This is a genomic window from uncultured Gemella sp., from assembly GCF_963525165.1.
Classification (GTDB): Bacteria; Bacillota; Bacilli; order Staphylococcales; family Gemellaceae; genus Gemella.
This window is the reverse complement of record NZ_CAURJN010000003.1, coordinates 63,026-82,971: the sequence shown is the minus strand read 5'-3', so window position 1 is coordinate 82,971 and position 19,946 is coordinate 63,026. Positions and strand designations below refer to the sequence as shown.

20 protein-coding genes and 3 tRNA genes are annotated in these 19,946 nt (G+C 30.9%); 20 read left to right on the top strand and 3 right to left on the bottom strand.

Annotated elements, in window-relative coordinates:
- The first annotated feature begins 68 nt into the window (after positions 1 to 68).
- From RWQ74_RS01310 to RWQ74_RS01275, 8 genes are all read left to right on the top strand, one after another.
- A tRNA-Thr gene (locus RWQ74_RS01310) sits at positions 69 to 141 on the top strand.
- Positions 142 to 156: 15 nt separating this feature from the next.
- Positions 157 to 240 (top strand) — tRNA-Tyr (locus tag RWQ74_RS01305).
- A 5-nt stretch (positions 241 to 245) separates the two neighbouring features.
- A tRNA-Trp gene (locus RWQ74_RS01300) sits at positions 246 to 316 on the top strand.
- Positions 317 to 508: 192 nt separating this feature from the next.
- Positions 509 to 1,393 carry a ParB/RepB/Spo0J family partition protein gene (locus tag RWQ74_RS01295; RefSeq protein ID WP_314396068.1) on the top strand — a complete coding sequence of 295 codons (885 nt, stop codon included), beginning with the start codon at positions 509 to 511 and terminating at the stop codon, positions 1,391 to 1,393.
- The gene (locus RWQ74_RS01290; protein ID WP_314396066.1) at positions 1,371 to 2,129 is read left to right on the top strand and encodes an AAA family ATPase; all 759 of its coding nucleotides are present in this window, start codon (positions 1,371 to 1,373) and stop codon (positions 2,127 to 2,129) included. Before RWQ74_RS01295 ends, RWQ74_RS01290 begins: the two co-directional genes overlap by 23 nt.
- Entirely contained in the window at positions 2,122 to 2,982 is an 861-nt protein-coding gene (locus tag RWQ74_RS01285; RefSeq protein WP_314396064.1) for a ParB/RepB/Spo0J family partition protein, read from the top strand. Before RWQ74_RS01290 ends, RWQ74_RS01285 begins: the two co-directional genes overlap by 8 nt.
- A gap of 2 nt (positions 2,983 to 2,984) precedes the next feature.
- Entirely contained in the window at positions 2,985 to 3,848 is an 864-nt protein-coding gene (locus tag RWQ74_RS01280; protein ID WP_314396062.1) for a mechanosensitive ion channel family protein, read from the top strand.
- 11 nt (positions 3,849 to 3,859) lie between these two features.
- Complete coding sequence (locus tag RWQ74_RS01275) at positions 3,860 to 4,045, top strand: DUF951 domain-containing protein (protein ID WP_003143961.1); 186 nt, start codon at positions 3,860 to 3,862, stop codon at positions 4,043 to 4,045.
- Between the two features lie 44 nt (positions 4,046 to 4,089).
- Here RWQ74_RS01275 and RWQ74_RS01270 read toward each other — a convergent pair whose 3' ends face one another.
- Together RWQ74_RS01270 and RWQ74_RS01265 are read right to left on the bottom strand one after the other, a co-directional pair.
- A complete protein-coding gene (locus RWQ74_RS01270; protein ID WP_314396059.1) occupies positions 4,090 to 4,638 on the bottom strand; it encodes a VTT domain-containing protein in 549 nt (182 codons plus the stop codon).
- Positions 4,639 to 4,783: 145 nt separating this feature from the next.
- On the bottom strand, positions 4,784 to 5,632 hold the full coding sequence (locus tag RWQ74_RS01265; RefSeq protein ID WP_314396057.1) for a VOC family protein: 849 nt from the start codon (positions 5,630 to 5,632) through the stop codon (positions 4,784 to 4,786).
- A 446-nt stretch (positions 5,633 to 6,078) separates the two neighbouring features.
- Between RWQ74_RS01265 and ychF the strand changes: the two genes are divergently transcribed.
- Both ychF and RWQ74_RS01255 read left to right on the top strand, forming a co-directional pair.
- Complete coding sequence (ychF, locus tag RWQ74_RS01260) at positions 6,079 to 7,179, top strand: redox-regulated ATPase YchF (RefSeq protein WP_314396056.1); 1,101 nt, start codon at positions 6,079 to 6,081, stop codon at positions 7,177 to 7,179.
- Positions 7,180 to 7,283: 104 nt separating this feature from the next.
- On the top strand, positions 7,284 to 8,579 hold the full coding sequence (locus RWQ74_RS01255; RefSeq protein ID WP_314396054.1) for a DUF6792 domain-containing protein: 1,296 nt from the start codon (positions 7,284 to 7,286) through the stop codon (positions 8,577 to 8,579).
- 125 nt (positions 8,580 to 8,704) lie between these two features.
- Here RWQ74_RS01255 and RWQ74_RS01250 read toward each other — a convergent pair whose 3' ends face one another.
- Complete coding sequence (locus RWQ74_RS01250) at positions 8,705 to 11,029, bottom strand: transglycosylase domain-containing protein (protein WP_314396052.1); 2,325 nt, start codon at positions 11,027 to 11,029, stop codon at positions 8,705 to 8,707.
- A gap of 335 nt (positions 11,030 to 11,364) precedes the next feature.
- Between RWQ74_RS01250 and tyrS the strand changes: the two genes are divergently transcribed.
- From tyrS to RWQ74_RS01200, 10 genes are all read left to right on the top strand, one after another.
- Positions 11,365 to 12,618 (top strand): tyrosine--tRNA ligase, encoded by a 1,254-nt coding sequence (gene tyrS, locus RWQ74_RS01245; protein WP_314396050.1) that lies wholly within the window; start codon positions 11,365 to 11,367, stop codon positions 12,616 to 12,618.
- Between the two features lie 36 nt (positions 12,619 to 12,654).
- Positions 12,655 to 13,329, top strand: a complete 675-nt coding sequence (rpiA, locus tag RWQ74_RS01240; protein WP_314396048.1) for a ribose-5-phosphate isomerase RpiA — start codon at positions 12,655 to 12,657, stop codon at positions 13,327 to 13,329.
- Between the two features lie 40 nt (positions 13,330 to 13,369).
- Positions 13,370 to 13,687: a metal-sulfur cluster assembly factor gene (locus RWQ74_RS01235; RefSeq protein ID WP_314396046.1), complete on the top strand. Its 318-nt coding sequence runs from the start codon at positions 13,370 to 13,372 to the stop codon at positions 13,685 to 13,687.
- A 183-nt stretch (positions 13,688 to 13,870) separates the two neighbouring features.
- Positions 13,871 to 14,437: a DUF402 domain-containing protein gene (locus RWQ74_RS01230; protein ID WP_314396044.1), complete on the top strand. Its 567-nt coding sequence runs from the start codon at positions 13,871 to 13,873 to the stop codon at positions 14,435 to 14,437.
- Positions 14,418 to 15,230 carry an NAD kinase gene (locus RWQ74_RS01225; protein WP_314160475.1) on the top strand — a complete coding sequence of 271 codons (813 nt, stop codon included), beginning with the start codon at positions 14,418 to 14,420 and terminating at the stop codon, positions 15,228 to 15,230. The genes RWQ74_RS01230 and RWQ74_RS01225 overlap by 20 nt, the downstream gene beginning before the upstream one ends.
- On the top strand, positions 15,223 to 16,104 hold the full coding sequence (locus RWQ74_RS01220) for an RluA family pseudouridine synthase (RefSeq protein WP_314396041.1): 882 nt from the start codon (positions 15,223 to 15,225) through the stop codon (positions 16,102 to 16,104). The genes RWQ74_RS01225 and RWQ74_RS01220 overlap by 8 nt, the downstream gene beginning before the upstream one ends.
- 280 nt (positions 16,105 to 16,384) lie before the next feature.
- A complete protein-coding gene (locus tag RWQ74_RS01215) occupies positions 16,385 to 17,293 on the top strand; it encodes a cysteine synthase family protein (RefSeq protein WP_314396039.1) in 909 nt (302 codons plus the stop codon).
- Positions 17,293 to 17,832, top strand: a complete 540-nt coding sequence (gene cysE / locus RWQ74_RS01210; RefSeq protein WP_314396037.1) for a serine O-acetyltransferase — start codon at positions 17,293 to 17,295, stop codon at positions 17,830 to 17,832. The genes RWQ74_RS01215 and cysE overlap by 1 nt, the downstream gene beginning before the upstream one ends.
- Before the next feature lie 370 nt (positions 17,833 to 18,202).
- Positions 18,203 to 18,916, top strand: coding sequence for an HAD family hydrolase (locus RWQ74_RS01205; RefSeq protein WP_314396035.1), 714 nt, complete (start codon positions 18,203 to 18,205; stop codon positions 18,914 to 18,916).
- A gap of 239 nt (positions 18,917 to 19,155) precedes the next feature.
- On the top strand, positions 19,156 to 19,887 hold the full coding sequence (locus tag RWQ74_RS01200; protein WP_314396033.1) for a rhodanese-like domain-containing protein: 732 nt from the start codon (positions 19,156 to 19,158) through the stop codon (positions 19,885 to 19,887).
- Positions 19,888 to 19,946 lie beyond the last annotated feature (59 nt).

The window sequence follows — 19,946 nt, the reverse complement described above, 5'->3', positions numbered from 1 at the left end:
CAGTTGGTAGAGCAATGGATTGAAGCTCCATGTGTCGGCAGTTCGACTCTGTCTCGAGGCACCATGTTGCCGGCCTAGCTCAGTTGGTAGAGCAACTGACTTGTAATCAGTAGGTCGGGGGTTCAAGTCCTCTGGCCGGCATTTTTTTATATTTTTGGGAAGATAGCGAAGAGGCTAAACGCGGCGGACTGTAAATCCGCTCCTTCGGGTTCAGTGGTTCGAATCCACTTCTTCCCACCATTCTTAGGGACGTAGTTTAACGGTAGAACAAAGGTCTCCAAAACCTTTGGTGTGGGTTCGATTCCTGCCGTCCCTGTACAAGGTGTAATCATTTATGGTTACACTTTTTTTTATTGTTTTTAACAGAATATCTAGTTTATTTCGGAAATATTCCTTTATAGTTCTATTTAAATAGCCTTACAAGGTAGTATATATTGGGAAATATTTTTGACAATTATTTTAAAGTATGATATTGTATTAGTGTATATAAAGTTATAGGAGGTAAAATATGACAGAGAGTGTAAAACCATTTAGTAAGCTATATGATTTAACACAGAGAGCAGAAAAAGTAGGTATTTCTGATGATGATGTACTTAGAGAGATATTAGTTGAGAAGATTGTACCTAATAAATATCAACCAAGAAGAGAATTTACTGAAGAAAAGATAAAGGAACTAGCTGAATCAATTAAACAAAATGGATTACTTCAATCTATTACTGTTCGAGACATGGGAAATGGTTTCTATGAACTTATTGCTGGGGAAAGACGTTTAAGAGCTATTAAGTATTTACAATATGCTAAAACTAAGGCTATCGTTAAGGAATTAACTGACGAACAGATGGCGACACTTGCATTAATCGAAAATATTCAAAGAGAAGAATTGACACCAATAGAAGAGGCCCATGCATATCAAGAGTTACTTAGAATTAATAAACTTACTCAAGATGAGCTTGCTAAGTCTTTAGGGAAAACTCAAGCGACTGTAGCTAATAAATTACGATTATTAAAATTAAGTAAAAAGGTTATTGATTCAATAAATACTAAGAAGATTACTGAACGTCATGGTCGTGCTATGGTTAAGTTAGATCCTTCTGCTCAAGAAAAATTATTGATTCAAATTTTATCACAAAATCTTAATGTATCTCAAACTGAAGAAAAAATTGATACATATTTAAAAATTAAAAAAGACACTAAAGTATTTAATCCAACTGTAAATTATGATGGACAAAAAATTATAGCTAAGCTTATAAAAGAGATAGCTAAACTGGAAGAGAAATATAATATAAATTTAAACAAAGAAGAAGAAGAAACTATGGAAAGTGTGGTTATTAAAGTTACTGTACCGCGCTTTGCCAAAAAAGAGGTAAATGATGAAAATATTAGCGATATGTAATCAAAAAGGTGGAGTAGGAAAAACAACTACTTCGATAAATTTAGCAGCTTCGTTAGCTCATCTTAAAAAGAAAGTACTATTAATTGATACTGATCCACAGGCTAATGCAACTAGTGGTGTTGGTGTAGATAAGGCAGCTATAAGCCAATCAATTTATAATATTCTTGTAGATGAAGTTAATATTAATGATGTAATTATTAAAACAGCTTATGAAAATCTGGATATTGTGCCTTCTAGTATTGCATTGGCGGGGGCAGAAGTTGAGCTTGTCTCAGCAATTAGCCGTGAGCAACGCATGAAAAATGCAATATCTGAAATTAAAGAGGAGTATGATTATGTAGTAATTGATTGCCCTCCATCTTTAGGGCTTATTACATTAAATTCATTGACTGCAGCTGATGGAGTAATTATCCCCGTACAGACGGAATATTATGCCTTAGAAGGGCTTAGTCAGCTTATGAATACATTCAATATAGTAAGAAAACATCTTAATTCTAAATTGGATATTTTTGGGGTATTACTTACTATGACTGATAGCAGAACAAATATATCTAACCAAGTAGCAGAACAAGTAAGAGAGCATTTCAAAGATAAAGCATTTGAAACAGTTATTGCAAGAACTGTGCGTTTAAGTGAAGCCCCAAGTTTTGGTGAACCAATTATTGAATATGCGAAAAATTCTAATGGTGCAAAACAATACTTATCATTAGCTAAAGAGGTGATTGAACGTGGCTAAGAAACTAGGTAAAGGTTTAGGACGTGGACTTGATGCTATTTTCGCTACTGAAAATATTGAATTAGTTACTGATAATGATAAAATAGTGGAAATTGCACTTGATGAGATTAAAAAGAATCCATATCAACCACGTACTTATTTTAATGAAGAAAAATTAAACGAATTAAAAGAATCTATTGAAAAAAATGGTTTATTGCAACCTATTATTGTAAAAAAAGCTGTAAAAGGGTATTACATTATAGCAGGTGAGCGTCGTTATAGAGCGTTTGAACTGCTAGGTAGAAAAGAAATTCCAGCTATTATTAAAGAGATGACAGATGAAGAAATGATGGTCTTTGCTGTATTAGAAAACCTACAACGTGAAGATTTGTCAGCTTTAGAGGAATCGGAAAGTTATAAAAACTTGATGGATAAAATGTCTTTAACTCAAGAAGAATTAGCTAATAAACTTGGTAAAAGTAGACCGTATATTGCTAATAGCTTACGTTTATTAAAATTGCCTACAGAAATTAAAATCAAACTAGAGCAAGGGTTGATAAGCGCTGCGCATGCAAGGACGTTACTTGCATTAAAAACTAAAAAAGCTATGGAAGAGGTTTGTGCTTTAGTAGTTGAAAGAAAAATGTCTGTTCGTGAATTAGAAGAATATGTAGCGAAGTTACTGAAACCGAAAGAGGTCAAGAAAACGAAGGCTAAGGATATTTTTATAGAAGAGCAGGAAAATATTCTTAAAAAGCGTCTTGGAACTTCTGTAACGATTAAACAAGGTCGTAATAAAAAAGGTAAGATTGAAATTGAGTTCAAAGATAATGATGAATTTGAACGTATTATTTCATTATTCAAGGAAGAATAATTATGAACAGTATTGAAAAAGTCAAAACTTCATTAAGTAACACTGATTTATTTATTGCAGTTTTAGAAAAACTATTACTTATAATTGGAATTTTTATTATTGCATCAATTCTAGTTCGTATTTTTAATAAAATTATTGATTATGTGATGACAACGAGTGATAATGCCAATAAGAAATTTAATATAAAGTTTAATGAGAAAAGATCAGAAACGTTACACAAACTTGTTAAAAGTGCAGTTCGTTATGCAATCTACTTTATTGCATTTTTTCAAGTTTTATCAATCTTAGGAGTTAATACTACGAGTATTGTGGCCAGTGCAGGTATAGCATCGGTAGCTATTGGTTTTGGTGCACAGAGTTTAGTTAAAGATATTATATCTGGATTTTTTATCATTCTTGAAGGACAATTTGATGTAGGGGATAATGTTAAAATTTATAATCAAGCAGCCTTTATTGCTGGAGGTTATGTAATGTCACTTGGATTACGCTCTACGAAAATTCGTTCTAAAGATGGTGAAGTATACTTCATTCCTAATGGGACTATTAATCAAGTAGTAAACTATTCTTTAATGTATAACTTAGCATTAGTAGAACTACCAATTAAGATTGATGAGTCTATTGAGAAAATTGAAGAGAGAGTTAATAAAGTAATAGGTAATGCTAACAATAGTAAAGAATATCATGATTTATTATATAAAAATGATAAATTACACATCGATTATATAGAAAAAATTGCAGATAATATTGTTACGATACATGTTATTGGAAAAGCTAAAGTAGGAAAGAAAAATGAAATTGAAACTAGATTACGACGTGATTTCTATAAAGAGTTTGAATCATTATTAACATCAAATGAAGAAAAATAGGAGGTTGGATTATGGAATATGAATTAAATGACATAGTTGAAATGAAAAAACAACACCCTTGTGGCACAAATAGATGGCAAATTACACGTATGGGGGCAGATATAAAGATAAAATGCTTAAAGTGTGATAATAATATTATGATGCCAAGACGTGAGTTTAACAAAAAAATTAAAAAAATAGTAGAGAAAAATTCATAAAAAAAAGCTAGTGAATCTTTAAATAGTATCACTAGCTTTTATACTTACTTATTAAACCTTTTTGCTACTGTGGAACTAATAAAGGCAAAAGCCAAAATAATAATTATTCCATATATAAATTCCATACTCCCAATATTATTTAGAGTAGTTCCGAAGTGTAACCAAATCATTTTTCCAGGGATCAGTCCAATAAGATTACCGATAAAATATTTTTTAAATGATATTCTAGTTAAACCATATGAGTAACAAATAACACTATTTGGAAGAATTGGGATTAATCTGTAGATTATTAAAAATATTGTTAGTTTATTTTCACTAATACCGAAAATTGTATCATATTGTTTTTTCGATAGTTTTTTCGCTAAGTATTTTTCTACATAATCACTGGCGAAGTATCTTGCAATAAAAAACATCGCACTAGTATATATTAACGCAGAAATTATCGAAAGGATAAAACCATGAGTAAAACCAAATAAATAACCACCAATTGCTGAGAATATCCCTGGTGGGAATAAAAATATTGGTAATATAGATGCTAGTATTAAAAATACTATAGGTGCAAAGCTACCAAATTGTGCTATAAAATCTTGCATAGTTCCTCCTTCTGATAAAATAATATTCTTATTATATCATAAAGCTAGGGAAATAAGCGAATAAAAACTAAAAGAGAGTGACTTGAAAATTGTGATTTCAGAGAAATCGATTTTGATGAATCACTCACGTAAAGATTTTTAGATATTATACTTCTTTTATTAAATGAATTTCAATTCCATTAGGATCATTAATGATGATTTTATCGTCATATTCAGAGATGATTTTAGCGTTGTTATTTTTTATATTTTCTACAACTTTATTGTAAGCAACATCATAAATAAATAGAATTTCAAAATGATCTAAACCTGGTGTACCTTTTTGTCTAAGATTTAGATTAGGACCTTCCCATTGATTAATAGCCAGATGGTGGTGGTAATTGCCGTAAGCAATCCAACTAGCGCTAGCCACGGTGAATTTATCACTAAATCCTAGTACTTCTTGATAGAAGTTAGAAGAAACGGTAGAGTTTTGAACACTTAGATGAATGTGCCCAATAATAGTTCCTACAGGTAAAGTATAAGGCACTACAGTTTCAGAAATATCAAGTAGATGAGGAGCATCGATAGGCTTAGTTACTCCTATAATTCTTCCATCTTCTTTTATGTCCCAAGTAGATTCGTCTTTATCATAATATACTTCTATTCCATTGCCTTCTATATCACTTAGGTAAAGGGCATTACTATAACCGTGATCAGAGCCACCATCTAAAGGTATATTAGAATCTATAAAGCGACGCAGTATATTTGCTAGACTTTGTTCATCTGGAACTAGATAGGCTATGTGATATAGTCCGTAAGAACGTGCTAGAGGACCATCGACTTTTTTTATGTGAAGAAGCGGAGTATTATCAGAAGTACCTAAAGTAGCTTCATTTTCATTTTTAGAAATTACAGTCATACCCATAGCTTCTGTGTAGAATTTAAGCTGTCTTTCAAAGTTTACAACATTAAGTGTTGCAGTTCCAAGTTTTATATTTGAATTGTATTTTTTCATAGTTAATTACCATCCTTTTAAAAATTTTTTTCATGGGAGTGACTCAAAAATCGTGATTTCTTAAGAAACAAGATTTTGTCGAGCCACTTTCCGCAGTGGTTTACTAGATATCTAAAAAGCTTTTATAAAGCGAATTTAGATATCAATAAACCACTGCGTCTGTGAGTTAACATATACACTTTTTTAAAATTTAAAATTTAGGAATTTTGAATCAACTCTCGTAATATATTTTACATACCAAAATACATTTTGTAAAGTACGTACTTTTATGATAGTAAGTATCTTTAATGATACTAATAAATAAAATTAATTATTATTAACAAAATATTTTTCAAATGGCATAATATTAAATGATAAGTTTTGCGTTTTATGTTATAATAGTTAAGTTGAGTAGGCAAGACCTAAGTAATATAAGAAATTAATGAAGAAAAGGAGTGATTGATACTATGGCATTAACAGCCGGAATAGTAGGATTACCAAACGTAGGGAAAAGTACACTTTTTAACGCAATTACAAAAGCAGGAGCATTAGCAGCGAACTATCCTTTCGCAACAATTGATCCAAACGTAGGAATTGTAGAAGTACCAGACCACAGATTAAATAAATTAACAGAGTTAGTAGAACCTAAAAAAACAGTACCAACATCATTTGAATTTACAGACATTGCTGGTATCGTAAAAGGTGCATCTAAAGGAGAAGGACTAGGAAATAAATTCTTAAGTCACATTCGTGAAGTAGATGCAATTTGTCAAGTTGTTAGGTGTTTTGAAGATGAAAACATTACCCACGTTGCTGGTGGAGTAGATCCATTATACGATATCGAAGTTATTAACTTAGAGTTAATCCTAGCAGACTTAGAAAGCGTTGAAAAACGTATCGGACGTGTTGAAAAACAAGCTAAACAAAAAGATAAAGATGCAGTTGCAGAATTTTCTGTGCTTTCTAAAGTGCGTGATATTCTTAAAGAAGAAAAACCAGCTAGACTTTTAGAATTAGATAAAGAAGAGCAAAAAATCGCAAAAGGATTACATTTATTAACAATGAAACCTATGCTTTATGTTGCTAACGTAAGTGAAGATGATTTACTAGACGTTGATTCTAACAAACACGTAGCTAGTGTACGTGAATTTGCTGCAAGTGAAGGAAGCCAAGTAATCGTAGTTTGTGCAAAAATCGAAGAAGAAATGGCTTCGTTAGAAGATGAAGAAAAAGCAATGTTCCTTGAAGAGTTAGGAATTGATGAAAGTGGATTAGATAAATTAATCAAAGCAAGTTACAGTCTATTAGGATTAGCAACATACTTCACAGCAGGTGTGCAAGAAGTACGTGCATGGACATTCAAAAAAGGTATGTTAGCTCCTGAATGTGCTGGAATTATCCACTCTGACTTCGAACGTGGATTTATCCGTGCTGAAACTGTAAGTTATGATGACTTAGTTGAATACGGAAGTATGCCAAAAGCTAAAGAAGCTGGTCGTGTTCGTCTTGAAGGTAAAGAATACGAAGTAAAAGACGGCGACATCATGTTATTTAGATTCAACGTATAATAAAAATAGAATTCTATATTTTCTCATTAATTGGGAAGATATAGAATTTTTATATTATTTATAAAATATGTTATAATTGATTTTATAAAAGGAGTGATATATTGATGTTAAGGTTTTTTCATAATCCATTACTTGTAGCAAAATTAGCAGAGTATGAGTATTTGATAAAAGGAAGCAAAAAACAGAGCACTATAGAATATAAAATAAAAAGAATTATAAAAGATGTAACTGGAAAAATATTTGAAGAGATTGAAGTTTACAATAGTGGAATATCAATTCCAAAGATTACGAAAAATGGATTTCAAGCTACAGCAATCTATATACCAGAACTTAAAGAACTTCTTGTTATTTACAGAGGTAGTGAGAGTGAAGATATTAGTGATTGGTTTTACAATTATACAGGAATAGTTTCAGGAGAAAATACTAGTCAGATAGACTCAGCATGTTTATTTAATAGATTTTTAAAAAGAAAGATTCTAGACTTTGATGTGTGCTATAAAGTTGCAGCTGGACATTCTCTTGGTGGTCATTTAGCTATCACCGTAGAGTTACTTAAGAAAATATATCAGCGAGTTTATACATTCAATACAGCATTGCCACAGTTAAAACAATTAAGAAAATATGATAAAAAATTCAACAAAAAGTTACAAGAGTATTTTTTAGAAAAAGATTTAGAGGAGACTAATAAACTCCAAGAATTTACTTCTAATTATTATGCCAAAAGTGCTCATCATATTTATAATTTTGTAAGAAAAAATGATTTTGTTCAATCATTAAATATGACAGTAGGAACATTTAATGTAGGAAAAACAATTGAGTTTCCACCAATTATAAAAAAATTTGTTAAGCCTGAAGAGTATCTAACTGAAGAAGACACATACGAATTAGATAAGATTTTTGGTGATTTTTATAATAGACTACTGCAGAAAAATATTACACCAAATAATGTAGTTGAGAATCAAAAGAAAGTTGCAGATGAATTCATAGGGTTACTTGTAGAGAGAATAAAGACTCCAATACAAAAGCAAATAAGTAATCTTAGATTAAAAAATGAAGAACAAAATAATGGTGGGAGCAAAGTAGCTGATTCATATAGAACGTTTAAGGCGATTTATAATTATATATTGTATTTAGCATACTCAGGAATTATACCTGACGATGTTATTAAAAGTAAAGGTAGCAAGGATGCAACATCACTTTATAAAAAAGTTATGGGGGATACAAGTAAATCGAATCTTAAAAATTTACTAAAACCATTACAGGAATTCTACACATTAACAAGAGCGATATACACTTTAACCCATGCTAAAGCATTAGATGATGTAGAGGGATGGTCTGAAATAGCAAAAGCCCATGATTTGCCGGCTTTATATGATGAGTTGGTTAAATTGAAATCATAAAAATTAAGTTAGCATATTAAAATATAAATTATATAAGTTGCATTTTATGGAGACAATGTGATTTAAAATCTGTAAGAATATTAAATTATAAGAAGGGATTGACCGTTTTAGCCAATCCCTTCTTTTTATTCCTCATCTTCTTCTGTGATAACAGTTGGTTTTAAGATTGGAGGAGGTGAAGTTTCAGTAATAGTCACTGTACGCTCTTCTCGCTCTTCTTTTTTATCTCGTTCTTTATCCTTATCTTTATTATCTTTTTCTTTAATAATGATTTTTGAAGGATCATTAAATGAAATATTTTTATCAATGTTATAACCTAGTTTGGCTAATGTTTTTTCTTTAGATAATTCTTTAAAGCCATTTGGAATTATATCTTTTGTTCCACCTTTTGCATTGTTATAACCGTTGATGCTTGAGTCAACAACTGATTTAGGTCTATTAAATGCAGTGTCTGGAGAAATTAGATTTTTGTTATATGAATAAATTGCGTTCATAACAGCAATCCAGCTTCTTTGAGCGTAGTCGTAACTTGGTACTTTTGCTGGGCTATCATATCCATTCCATAGACCAACAGTTATTTTTGTAGAGCCACCGACAACCCATAAATCTTTATAATACTCAGAAGTACCTGTTTTTACAAATAAGTTTTTAGAGTTGAATTTAAGTTTGCTGGGCATATCGTGAGAAATCCCGTAACTCTTATTGATTACATCTCCAAGCATATCGACGATTAGGTAACTTGTAGATTCTTCATATATTTTAACTGGAGAAAAATCTGCCTTATAAATTACTTCTCCGTCATTATTTTCAATTTGTTCAATAATATGTGCCTTCTTATGTTCTCCTTTATTAGCGAAAGTAGAGAAAGCACTAGTATTTTCTGTAACGGATAAACCATATGTCATACCACCGATAGCAGTAGCTAAATTAGTTTTATCTGCTTCTGTAATTCCCTCGATATTCATTTTTTCTAAATAATTAGAAACAGGGTCTTCGTTAGAAAAAGCAGAGTAAAGTCTTATAGTTGGTAAGTTGAGTGATCTAGCTAAAGCTTGTCTAGCAGGTAGGTAACCATGTTCTGACATATCGTAGTTTTCAGGTCGCCATCCGTAGTGATTAAACCTTTTATCTAAAACTGTTGAATTAGGTGTAATATATCCTTTGTCTATAGCTGGTCCGTAAACTAATAGTGGTTTTATCGTAGAACCTGGAGAACGACGAGTTCGTGTTGCATGGTTTAGTTGTTGTTTTTTGTAGTCCATACCACCGATAAATGCCAGAACCTTACCAGTACTATTTTCTATGACAGATGCACCAATTTCTAGTGGATAAACAACACCAGCATGTGTATATGTTGGATAAGAAGCAAATTGTTTTTTCGTTTCTTGTAGTGTATCATAAAGCTTTTTATCAAGTGTAGTTTTTACTTTATACCCACCAGTTATGAATTTAATTCTGCTTTTTTCAATTAAATCATTTCTATATTCTGCATTGTTTTTGAATGCTTCTTCTTTATGATTTTTAGAAGCGGTTTGCTCGGCTAATATTTCTGCAACTGAACTAGTAACTTCGTCACGAATAAAAGGATAATCTGTGTATTCAGAATATTTTTGTTTTGTGAATGCACCTTTAATATCGAAATTTTTAGCTTCTTCGAGTTGTGCTTTAGTTATAAAATCATTTGAAAGCATACGCTCTAATACATATTGTTGTCGTTCAAATCCAGCTTGAAGTTCCTCATTTGATCTGATATTTCCAGCTGAGTCAAATGGTGTGTATTTGTATGGCGATTGGACAAAACCTACAAGATATGCAGCTTGAGCTATGTTTAAATCTTTAGAGTGAACACCAAAAACTCCCTGTGCTGCAGTTTCGATTCCACTGATGTTTTGCCCTAAACTATTTTTCCCGAATGGAGCAACATTTAGGTAATTTTCAAGGATTTCATTTTTAGAAAAATGACTATCTACACGAAGTGCTAGTAATATTTCTTTTGCCTTTCTTTCATAAGATCTTGAATTATCAAGAAGCTGGTTTTTTACTAATTGCTGAGTTATAGTACTACCACCTGTTGTTTTTGCTCCTGTTACTTCACTAAGAGAGGCGCGTATAACGGCGAAGATATCAACACCACTGTTTGAATAAAAGTTTGAATCTTCACTAGCGATTATCGCATTTTTAACATTATCTCCTAATTCTTCATAAGAGACAGTTTTCCTAATTAGTTCGGAATTAATAGTCCCTAATTTTTCCCCACTTCCGAAGTAGACCTCACTGTTTTTACTAATATTATTAATTTGATCTTTCATTTCTTTTTGAGTTAAGACAGGTTGATCTTTAACTAAGCCACCCACATAACCAATAGCAAGCCCCGCACTTAGACTAAGTAGAAGTCCAGTTGAAAGAAGGAGGGATTGCGTTATAGAAGTTAGTATCTTCTTGTTTTTCATTGAAATCTCCTTAGATTGCATACTATAACCTTTATTATACCATAATTTTACAGGAAAAACTAAATTATATGCTAGGGGTGTGGAGGATATATAGTTAATTTGCAAACTAAATCTTAGCTTTGTAAATAGCTGAAGGATAACTTAAGGATATATTTTTAATTAGAAGTTAGGTTAGGGGAGTTGTTTATTTTTAATGATAGATTCTAGTTTTTTCTATAGAAATTTCCCTAAGAATTTATTAGTTTGTTTTTAAAATATAAGAAAAATATAAAACAAAAAATAAAAATATGATATAATTGAGGTAAGTGTATAAAAATTGATATGGAGGAATTTTAATGAGTAAATTATTAGAAGATTTAAAATATAGAGATTTAGTTTATCAACAAACAGATGAAGAAGGAATAAAAGAATTATTAGAAAAAGAAAGTGTGTCAATTTACTGCGGTACAGACCCAACTGGTAACTCACTACATATTGGACACTTACTACCATTTTTAACATTAAAAAGATTTCAACAGCATGGGCATAAACCTGTTATTTTAGTAGGTGGAGGAACTGGTATTATCGGAGACCCATCAGGAAGAAGTGAAGAACGTCAATTACAAAGCCTTGAAGTAATTGAAGATAATGCTCGTCGTCTTGAAGCACAACTTCGTAATATTTTCCGTGGAGATGACAATATCAAATTCGTAAATAACCGTGACTGGTTAGGAAAACTTTCTATGATCGAATTTTTACGTGACTATGGAAAATTAGTAAACATCAACTATTTACTAGCGAAGGATTCAATTTCAAGCCGTCTAGATAACGGATTATCATTTACAGAATTCAGTTATACTATACTACAAGGTATTGACTATGCATACTTAAATGAATACCACAATGTTAAATTACAAATTGGTGGTTCAGACCAATGGGGTAACATTACTACTGGTCTAGAAATCATGAGAAAACTTCGTGGAGATGTTGAAGCATATGGATTTACTATTCCATTAATGCTTAAATCTGATGGAACTAAATTTGGTAAATCTACAGGTGGAGCAGTATGGTTAGATCCAGAACAAACGACACCTTATGAATTCTACCAATTCTGGTTCAACACTGCGGATACAGAAGTAGTACCAGCTCTTAAGAAATTCACATTCTTAGAAAAAGATCAAATTGAAGCGTTAAGAGAAAGCTCAGAAAAAGAACCACACTTACGCCTTGCTCAAAAAGCATTAGCAGAAGAAATGGTGAAAATTGTTCACGGTGAAAAAGCATTAGAAAGTGCATTAAACATTACAAAAGCATTATTCTCAGGAAACATTAAAGAGTTAACTCACGATGAATTAAAAGCAGCTGTTAAAGGAATGCCAAAATCTGAATTAGAGAAAAAAGAATACAATATCGTAGATTTCCTAGTTGAAAGTAATTTAGTTCAATCAAAACGTCAAGCTCGTGAAGATGTAAATAATGGAGCTGTTTATGTGAACGGGGATAAAATTACAGACTTAGAATATGTTGTAGATGCTAAAGACAGATTAGAAGATGGATTTACAGTACTTAGACGTGGTAAGAAGAAATATCTATTAGTAGAATATAAATAATTTAAAAGTAACATATACATAAAGAGGGGAACCGAAATGAATCTAAAAGAAGTTGTTGGTAAAAAGGCTGTAGAATATGTAAAAGATGGTATGATCGTTGGTTTAGGGACAGGTTCGACTGTATTCTATTTTGTTCATGCGCTAGCTGATAAAGTAAAAGAAGGTTTGAATGTTGAAATGGTATCAACTTCTATTCAAACTGTGGAATTAGCTAAAAGTCTTGGTCTTACAATCAAAGAACTAGAAGAGATTGATCATATTGATCTTGCTGTCGATGGTGTAGATGAAATCGATAAAGACTTTAATGCGATAAAAGGTGGAGGAGCAGCGTTATTTAGAGAAAAAATAGTTTCTGATATTGCTCGTGAAGTAATCTGGATCTATGATGAGAGTAAAGATGTAGAAAAACTTGGTAACTTCAACCTACCTGTAGAGATATTGCCATTTGGTTATAGTCATACTATAAGAAAAATGGAAGAAGTGGGACTAAAACCAGTGTTAAGATTAAAAGATGGAGCTACTCTTATAACTGACAACAATAATTATATTGTAGATTTACACTTAGGTTACGGATTTGATATTAAAGCTGTAAAAGAAAAACTAGAAAGTATAGTTGGAGTAGTAGAGCATGGTTTATTTTTAAACATGTGCAAATTATGTATTAAAGGAACAGAACAGGGAGCTGTAATTATAGAAAATCCAAATAAATAAGGTTAAATTTATTGGAGAGTTAAAGTAAAGAGGTAAAGAAATGGAAACATTAAAAGATAGAGTGATAGAAGCATTAGAAAATGTAATAGACCCTGAACTTGGTATCGATATTATGAATTTAGGATTAGTGTATGATGTTAAGATGAGTGACGATAATAAGCATGCAATCGTTGATATGACGCTAACATCAATGGGATGCCCTCTAGCACCGATTATCATCGAACAAGTTGAGACAGCGATGTTAGGTGTTGATGAGATAGAATCAGTAGACGTCAACATAGTATGGGAACCGGCTTGGACAAAAGATAGAATGTCACGTTATGCTAAGATTGCTCTTGGAGTAATAGATTACGAATAGAATATAAATATAAAAAGCAATTTCAAAATTGAGTCTAAGAAAAATTTTGAAGTTGCTTTTTTAATATTATTTATAGAAAATGGGTAAAGAAATTTATAAAAAAATTGTTATTAGAGTAGAATGAAATATATTAAATATGTTATAATTAAAAAGACATTAAAAAAGAGTATGAAAGGAGGAACTATGTACAGAGGAGAAAGACCTAAAAAGGGCGATGTAGTAAAAATAATAGCATATAAACATGATGGTTCAATACATAGAATTTGGCATAAAAATGTTGTGCTAGAAGCGGATGAACAAGTTCTAATTTTAGCTAACAATAGAACACTTGTCACAGAAAATGATGGAAGAACCTGGGTCACTAAAGAAGTAGCTTTAGTATATTTTCATAATGAATGCTGGTTTAACATAATTTGTATGTTTAGGGAAGATGGGGTACATTATTATTCTAATTTAAGTAGTCCATTTGCATATGATGTAGATGGAGTGAAATACATAGATTATGATTTAGATATAAAGAAATATCCTGATGGAAAGTATTTCTTACTTGATGAAGACGAATATAATCAGAATAAAGTTCGCTATAAATATGGAGAAAAAATAGATAAAATTTTGAAATATAACGTGAATAAACTTCAAGAATGGATTGATAAAAATCAAGGAGCGCTTGCACCAGATTTTGCAGATGTGTGGTTAGAAAATTATGAAAAAATAATGGGTGAAGATCAAAATGTTACAAGGAAAATTTAGTGTAGAAGTAAGACATGACGAGATTTCAGAAAAAATAGGATTACAACTGAAGGACTTTCTATTATCGAGTAAAATGATAGAAGATAAGGAAAATCCTGATTATGTTTTTGCGATTGGTGGAGATGGGACTGTACTTCGTACTTTTAATAAATATATGGATAAGTTAGATACGGTAAAATTTTTATCAATTCATACAGGGCATTTAGGGTTTTATACAGATTATTCTGCACAAAACTATGAAAAAATATTCTTTGATATGTTAGCGTTAACTCCAAAGATTGAAGAATATCCATTGTTAAGAGTAAAAGCATATTGCTCTAATGGAGATTTGGTTTCTGATTATTATTCTTTAAATGAAGTGACTGTAAACAATCATACAGGAGTAACTTATGCGGCGAAAGTTTATATTAATGGTGTTCACTTTGAAAGTTTTAGAGGGGATGGTTTATGTATAAGTACGCCGACAGGTTCTACAGCTTATAATAAGAGCTTAGGTGGTGCTGTAATTCATCCGCAATTACCATTGTATCAGGTAACAGAAATTGCAGCTTTAAATAATCTTGTTTATAGAACACTAGGGAATCCATTAATCTTATCTCAAAATGATGAGCTTATGATTAAACCTATGAGACCGGAAAATCATCGTATTACAGTAGATCACATGCATTATAATTATGATAGTGTAGCCAAAATAAAAATAACTTTAGCAAAGGATAAAAAGGTTTCTTTTATTCGTTATAATGAAGATAGCTTTTGGCAACGAGTGAAGAGATCATTTATAAAAAATGACTAATATTATTTTAAAATATACAATTCGAGAAGAACAAGTTTTAAGGGAGTTTCTGTTAGCGAATAATATTTCTAGAAAAACTTTAACAAGAATAAAGTTTGATAGTGATGGAAGCATAAAAGTAAACGGTAGAGAAGAGAATGTTAGATATCTTCTGAAAAAAAATGATATTGTAGAAATTACTTTACCGAGCGAAAATTTTAGTGAATTTGTTAGATTTATAGATAAGCCTATTGATATTGTTTACGAGGATTCTTATTTTTTAATTGTAAATAAAGAGATTAATTTACCTTCAATACCGTCTAGAAACCTTGAGGATGAATCACTTCTTGAAAGAGTAAATTACTATTTTAAAAAGAAAAATAGTAATACAATTCCACATATAGTAACACGTCTAGATAAGAATACTTCGGGATTGGTGTTGATTGCCAAACATAGACATGTTCATGCATTGTTTAGTAATCTTCAGATACATAAGTATTATACTGCTTTGGTAAATGGAAAAGTAGCGGATAATGAGATAATAGAAGCCCCTATCCGACGAGTAAGTTCTAGCATTATAGAGCGTGAAGTAGGTGAAGGTGGAGAATTTGCTAAGACTGAATATTGGCTAGAAGAGTATATTTCAGACAAAAATATCAGTGTTGTTAAACTAAAACTTTACACAGGCAGAACGCACCAGATAAGGGTACATATGAAGTATAGAGGATACCCATTGCTTGGAGATGAGATATATGGAGGGGATGTAAGTAATATATCTAGACAAGCTCTCCATTGTATGAATTTGAAATTTATTCATCCTATCACAGATGAAGTAGTGAATGTAAGAGCAGATTTACCAGAAGATATGATTAGTGTAATTAAACATAATGAGTAATTTTTTACTTGTTATGTTTTTTTTAAAATATTATTTAATGATTATTTTAAGGAATATTGTAGTAATTTATATAAAAATTTATCCATAAAAGCATTTAGGAGATTTGAATTTTATAAATTTTAATATTAGTATTCTCATATTTTTAAATATAAAACCTTATTAAATCTATGTAAACGTTAAAAAAACATTAGTTTAATTACTTTATTTTCAGTAAGAAAATATGATATAATCAAAATCAAATAATAAAGTTATTTTAATAAGTCAGAAGAGGAGGGATTTTATGATTTCAACATCATTAAAATTCGTAGGGAACACACCCGTATATCAATTAGATAACACAAACATTTTTGTGAAACTAGAAAAATACAACTTAGGAGGAAGTGTTAAAGATAGAGCTGTACTAGGTATGTTAGAAGAAGCTATGTCACAAGGTGCTATTAATAAAGATACTATTATAGTAGAGCCAACTAGTGGAAATACTGGTATAGCTGTGGCTATTTTAGCTTCAGTATTAGGTTTAAAAGCTGTTATAATTATGCCTGAGAGTATGAGTATTGAAAGACGTAATATTATCAAAGCTTACGGAGCACAACTAATTTTAACTCCTAAAGAATTAGGTATTAAAGGTTCAATCGAAAAAGCTGCAGAAATTCGAGGAAAATATAGCAATGCAATTTCTTTAAGTCAATTTGACAATCCAGCTAATCCATCATACCATCACAAAACTACTGGGCGTGAAATTTTAGAACAAGTGCCAAATATCGATGTCTTTGTTGCTGGTGTTGGAACTGGAGGGACATTTACAGGAGTTGCAAAATATCTAAAAGAAAACAAACCAGAAGTAGTAGCTGTTGCTGTAGAACCAGCTGAATCACCAGCTATAAGTGAAGGACGTGGAGGAGCACATAAAATTCAAGGTATTGGAACAGGATTTATTCCAGAAAACTTCCGAAAAGAGTATATGGATGAAGTATATACTGTAACTAGTGAAGAAGCAATCGAAGAGACTAAAAACTTCTTACGTTCAACAGGTATAGGTATAGGTATTTCTTCAGGAGCTGCGATAGTTGGAGCTAAAAAGGCTGCTGAGAAATATCCAGGTAAAAATATTGTAACAATCTTACCGGATGGGGTGGATAAGTATTTATCAGTACTTGATTTCGAGGATGTTACACACGTAGAAGTGTAATGGGTTATTTTGAAAATTTAAATTATAATTTGAATCGAGTTTTGAAAGATGATCCTGCAGCTGAGTCGAAACTCATGGTATATCTTACGTATCCACATATAAAGGCTCTTAACTATCATTTTTTTGCTCATAAGTTATATAAAAAGGGTTGGCACACAACTGCTCGTTTATTGTCAAAAAGAGCGCGTCGTAAGACTGGTATTGAAATACATCCTGGAGCAAAGATAGGAAAAGGACTATTTATAGATCATGGTATGGGGGTAGTTATAGGTGAAACAGCAGTAGTAGGAGATAATGTCACTATGTATCATGGAACAACGTTAGGTGGAACAACATTAGATCCAATTAAAAGGCATCCCACGATAGGTGACAATGTTATGATAGGTGCTGGTGCAAAAGTTTTAGGAAATATTACAATCGGTAAAAATTCTAAAATAGGTGCTAATGCAGTTGTTAAACATAGTATTCCAGAAGGGACAATTGTTTATGAAGCGAGACCAGCTGTAAAGTATCTAGAATCTGAGCAAACTAAGATTTAAAATAAAAAAAGTAAGTGATTGACTCAAACCAAAGGTTCTAGATTTTAAAAAAGTATATATTATAACTTATAGACGCAGTGGTTTATTGATATCCAAATACGCTTTATAAAAGTTTTTTAGATATCTAATAAACTGTGCAGGGGTGACTCGACAAAATCAATTTCTACGAAATTGCGATTTTTGAGTCACTCCCTTACTTTCAAATTATACGACCCGAATAATTAAATGTTTAATAGAAAAATAAAGGAGCTATTCAATTTAAAATTATAATTTTAGAAATGAGCTCCTTTATTTTTTATTATTATGTTATAATAATGTTGAGAATGTATATAAATAGTTAACGTGAATTTTAATAAGGGAGGTGGAATTGATGTCTACGATAAAAAACTTAATTTTTGATTTAGATAATACTTTATATGATTTTAGTACTATTTGGAAAAAATCTAACAAACTGGTATATGAATATTTAAAATACGACAAAATTGCAAGTTATGAAGAGTTTTTCAAACACTACAAAGCTATCAACAATATACTGGTTGATGAGGTTTTAAAGGGAAATATGAAGCTAAAAGAAATCAGAAATAAACGATTAAAGCTAACCTTAGAGAAATTTGGAATTATTCTTACAGAAGAAGATTGTAAATTCTATTATGAAAAACAATTTGAATTTATCTTGGAATCAATTAAACCTAACGAAGAAGTAAATTTATGGTTAAGTCGATTTTCAAAAAAATATAAAATGATATTATTAACAAATGGGAAATCTTGTGAACAGAGGGAAAAATTAGCTAAGTTAGGTTTGGAAAATTTGTTCGAATTGTATATTTCGGATGAAACCTATATTAGTAAACCCAAAGTAGAAGCATTTATTAATGTTTTAGAGAAGGAAAATATAGAGGCTAGTGAAACTATGATGATTGGTGATTCTCTACATTATGATATAAATCCAGCAAATAAACTAGGAATGAAAACTTGTTTAGTAGAAAGAAAATGGCATTTTGATGATGAGTTAGAAAATTATACTGGTTATAAAGTTAAAAATATTATCCAGTTTTTTATAGATTTAGAAGCTGATAAACTGTAAAAAATATTATTATTTTTCTGAATATAACGAAAGTATAAAAAAAATAAGGTGCATAATAAAGGCTATAATTACTAGTGAATTATGGTCTTTATTATATTTTTATGTAAATCAAAATACAATGTAAAAAGTAAAATAATTATTCGGTATATTGGGAAGTGCTATTGATTGAATTTATTGAATTTGTTATACTATTTATGAAAACTATTACATATGAAAACTATTACAAAGGAGATAAATTTATGAAAAAGAATAAATTATTAGTTGTCAGTATGGCTGCTGTATTATCTTTATCATTAGCAGGGTGTTCTTCAGCTTCAAATAGTACTTCGACCAGCAGTAATGGAACAGTTGCAGTAAAAGAGCTTAAAGGGGAGGAACTGAATAAAATAGAAAAAGATGACAAAGAAAAAGAAAAATATCTTGTTATCGATGTAAGGGATGCTAATGAATATAAAGAAGGGCATGTAAAACACGCTATTAATATCCCATTGGCAGATATTGAAAAACATGCGGAGCATTTAAGTGCATGGAAAGATAAAGAAGTGGTAACAATATGTAATACTGGTAAGAAAAGTAAAGAAGCTGCTGATAAACTTGTAAGAGCGGGCTTCAAAAAAGTTTCTAATGCTCAAGGTGTTAAAGACTATAAAGATTATGATATAGTTAAATTTACTACTTTACTTGCTCATGAATTCCAAGCAGCAATTGATAAAAAAGAGGGGACATTTATCGATGTTCGTGAAGCAAAAGACTATGAAAAAGGGCACGTAGCTGGAGCTAAAAATATCGACGTTAAGAATATTGATAAAGACTTAGCAGTATTATTACCAACTGATAAAAATGCACCAGTTTACACTTACTGCTATAGCGGTAATCGTTCATCTAAAGCTGCCCAAAAAGCAGTAGAACTAGGATATACAAATGTATATAATGCTTTTGATGGTGCTAAAGAACACGAATACAAATTTTAAGAAAATATTATAAAAAATGAGTAAAATAAAATATAATTTATTAGAAAAAAAACTATTTT

Coding starts and splice junctions, on each gene's coding strand:
- RWQ74_RS01295 (WP_314396068.1), top strand. CDS start 509: ATGACAGAGAGTGTAAAACCATTTAGTAAGCTATATGATTTAACACAG.
- RWQ74_RS01290 (WP_314396066.1), top strand. CDS start 1,371: ATGAAAATATTAGCGATATGTAATCAAAAAGGTGGAGTAGGAAAAACA.
- RWQ74_RS01280 (WP_314396062.1), top strand. CDS start 2,985: ATGAACAGTATTGAAAAAGTCAAAACTTCATTAAGTAACACTGATTTA.
- RWQ74_RS01275 (WP_003143961.1), top strand. CDS start 3,860: ATGGAATATGAATTAAATGACATAGTTGAAATGAAAAAACAACACCCT.
- RWQ74_RS01270 (WP_314396059.1), bottom strand. CDS start 4,638: ATGCAAGATTTTATAGCACAATTTGGTAGCTTTGCACCTATAGTATTT.
- RWQ74_RS01265 (WP_314396057.1), bottom strand. CDS start 5,632: ATGAAAAAATACAATTCAAATATAAAACTTGGAACTGCAACACTTAAT.
- ychF (WP_314396056.1), top strand. CDS start 6,079: ATGGCATTAACAGCCGGAATAGTAGGATTACCAAACGTAGGGAAAAGT.
- RWQ74_RS01255 (WP_314396054.1), top strand. CDS start 7,284: ATGTTAAGGTTTTTTCATAATCCATTACTTGTAGCAAAATTAGCAGAG.
- RWQ74_RS01250 (WP_314396052.1), bottom strand. CDS start 11,029: ATGAAAAACAAGAAGATACTAACTTCTATAACGCAATCCCTCCTTCTT.
- tyrS (WP_314396050.1), top strand. CDS start 11,365: ATGAGTAAATTATTAGAAGATTTAAAATATAGAGATTTAGTTTATCAA.
- rpiA (WP_314396048.1), top strand. CDS start 12,655: ATGAATCTAAAAGAAGTTGTTGGTAAAAAGGCTGTAGAATATGTAAAA.
- RWQ74_RS01235 (WP_314396046.1), top strand. CDS start 13,370: ATGGAAACATTAAAAGATAGAGTGATAGAAGCATTAGAAAATGTAATA.
- RWQ74_RS01230 (WP_314396044.1), top strand. CDS start 13,871: ATGTACAGAGGAGAAAGACCTAAAAAGGGCGATGTAGTAAAAATAATA.
- RWQ74_RS01225 (WP_314160475.1), top strand. CDS start 14,418: ATGTTACAAGGAAAATTTAGTGTAGAAGTAAGACATGACGAGATTTCA.
- RWQ74_RS01220 (WP_314396041.1), top strand. CDS start 15,223: ATGACTAATATTATTTTAAAATATACAATTCGAGAAGAACAAGTTTTA.
- RWQ74_RS01215 (WP_314396039.1), top strand. CDS start 16,385: ATGATTTCAACATCATTAAAATTCGTAGGGAACACACCCGTATATCAA.
- cysE (WP_314396037.1), top strand. CDS start 17,293: ATGGGTTATTTTGAAAATTTAAATTATAATTTGAATCGAGTTTTGAAA.
- RWQ74_RS01205 (WP_314396035.1), top strand. CDS start 18,203: ATGTCTACGATAAAAAACTTAATTTTTGATTTAGATAATACTTTATAT.
- RWQ74_RS01200 (WP_314396033.1), top strand. CDS start 19,156: ATGAAAAAGAATAAATTATTAGTTGTCAGTATGGCTGCTGTATTATCT.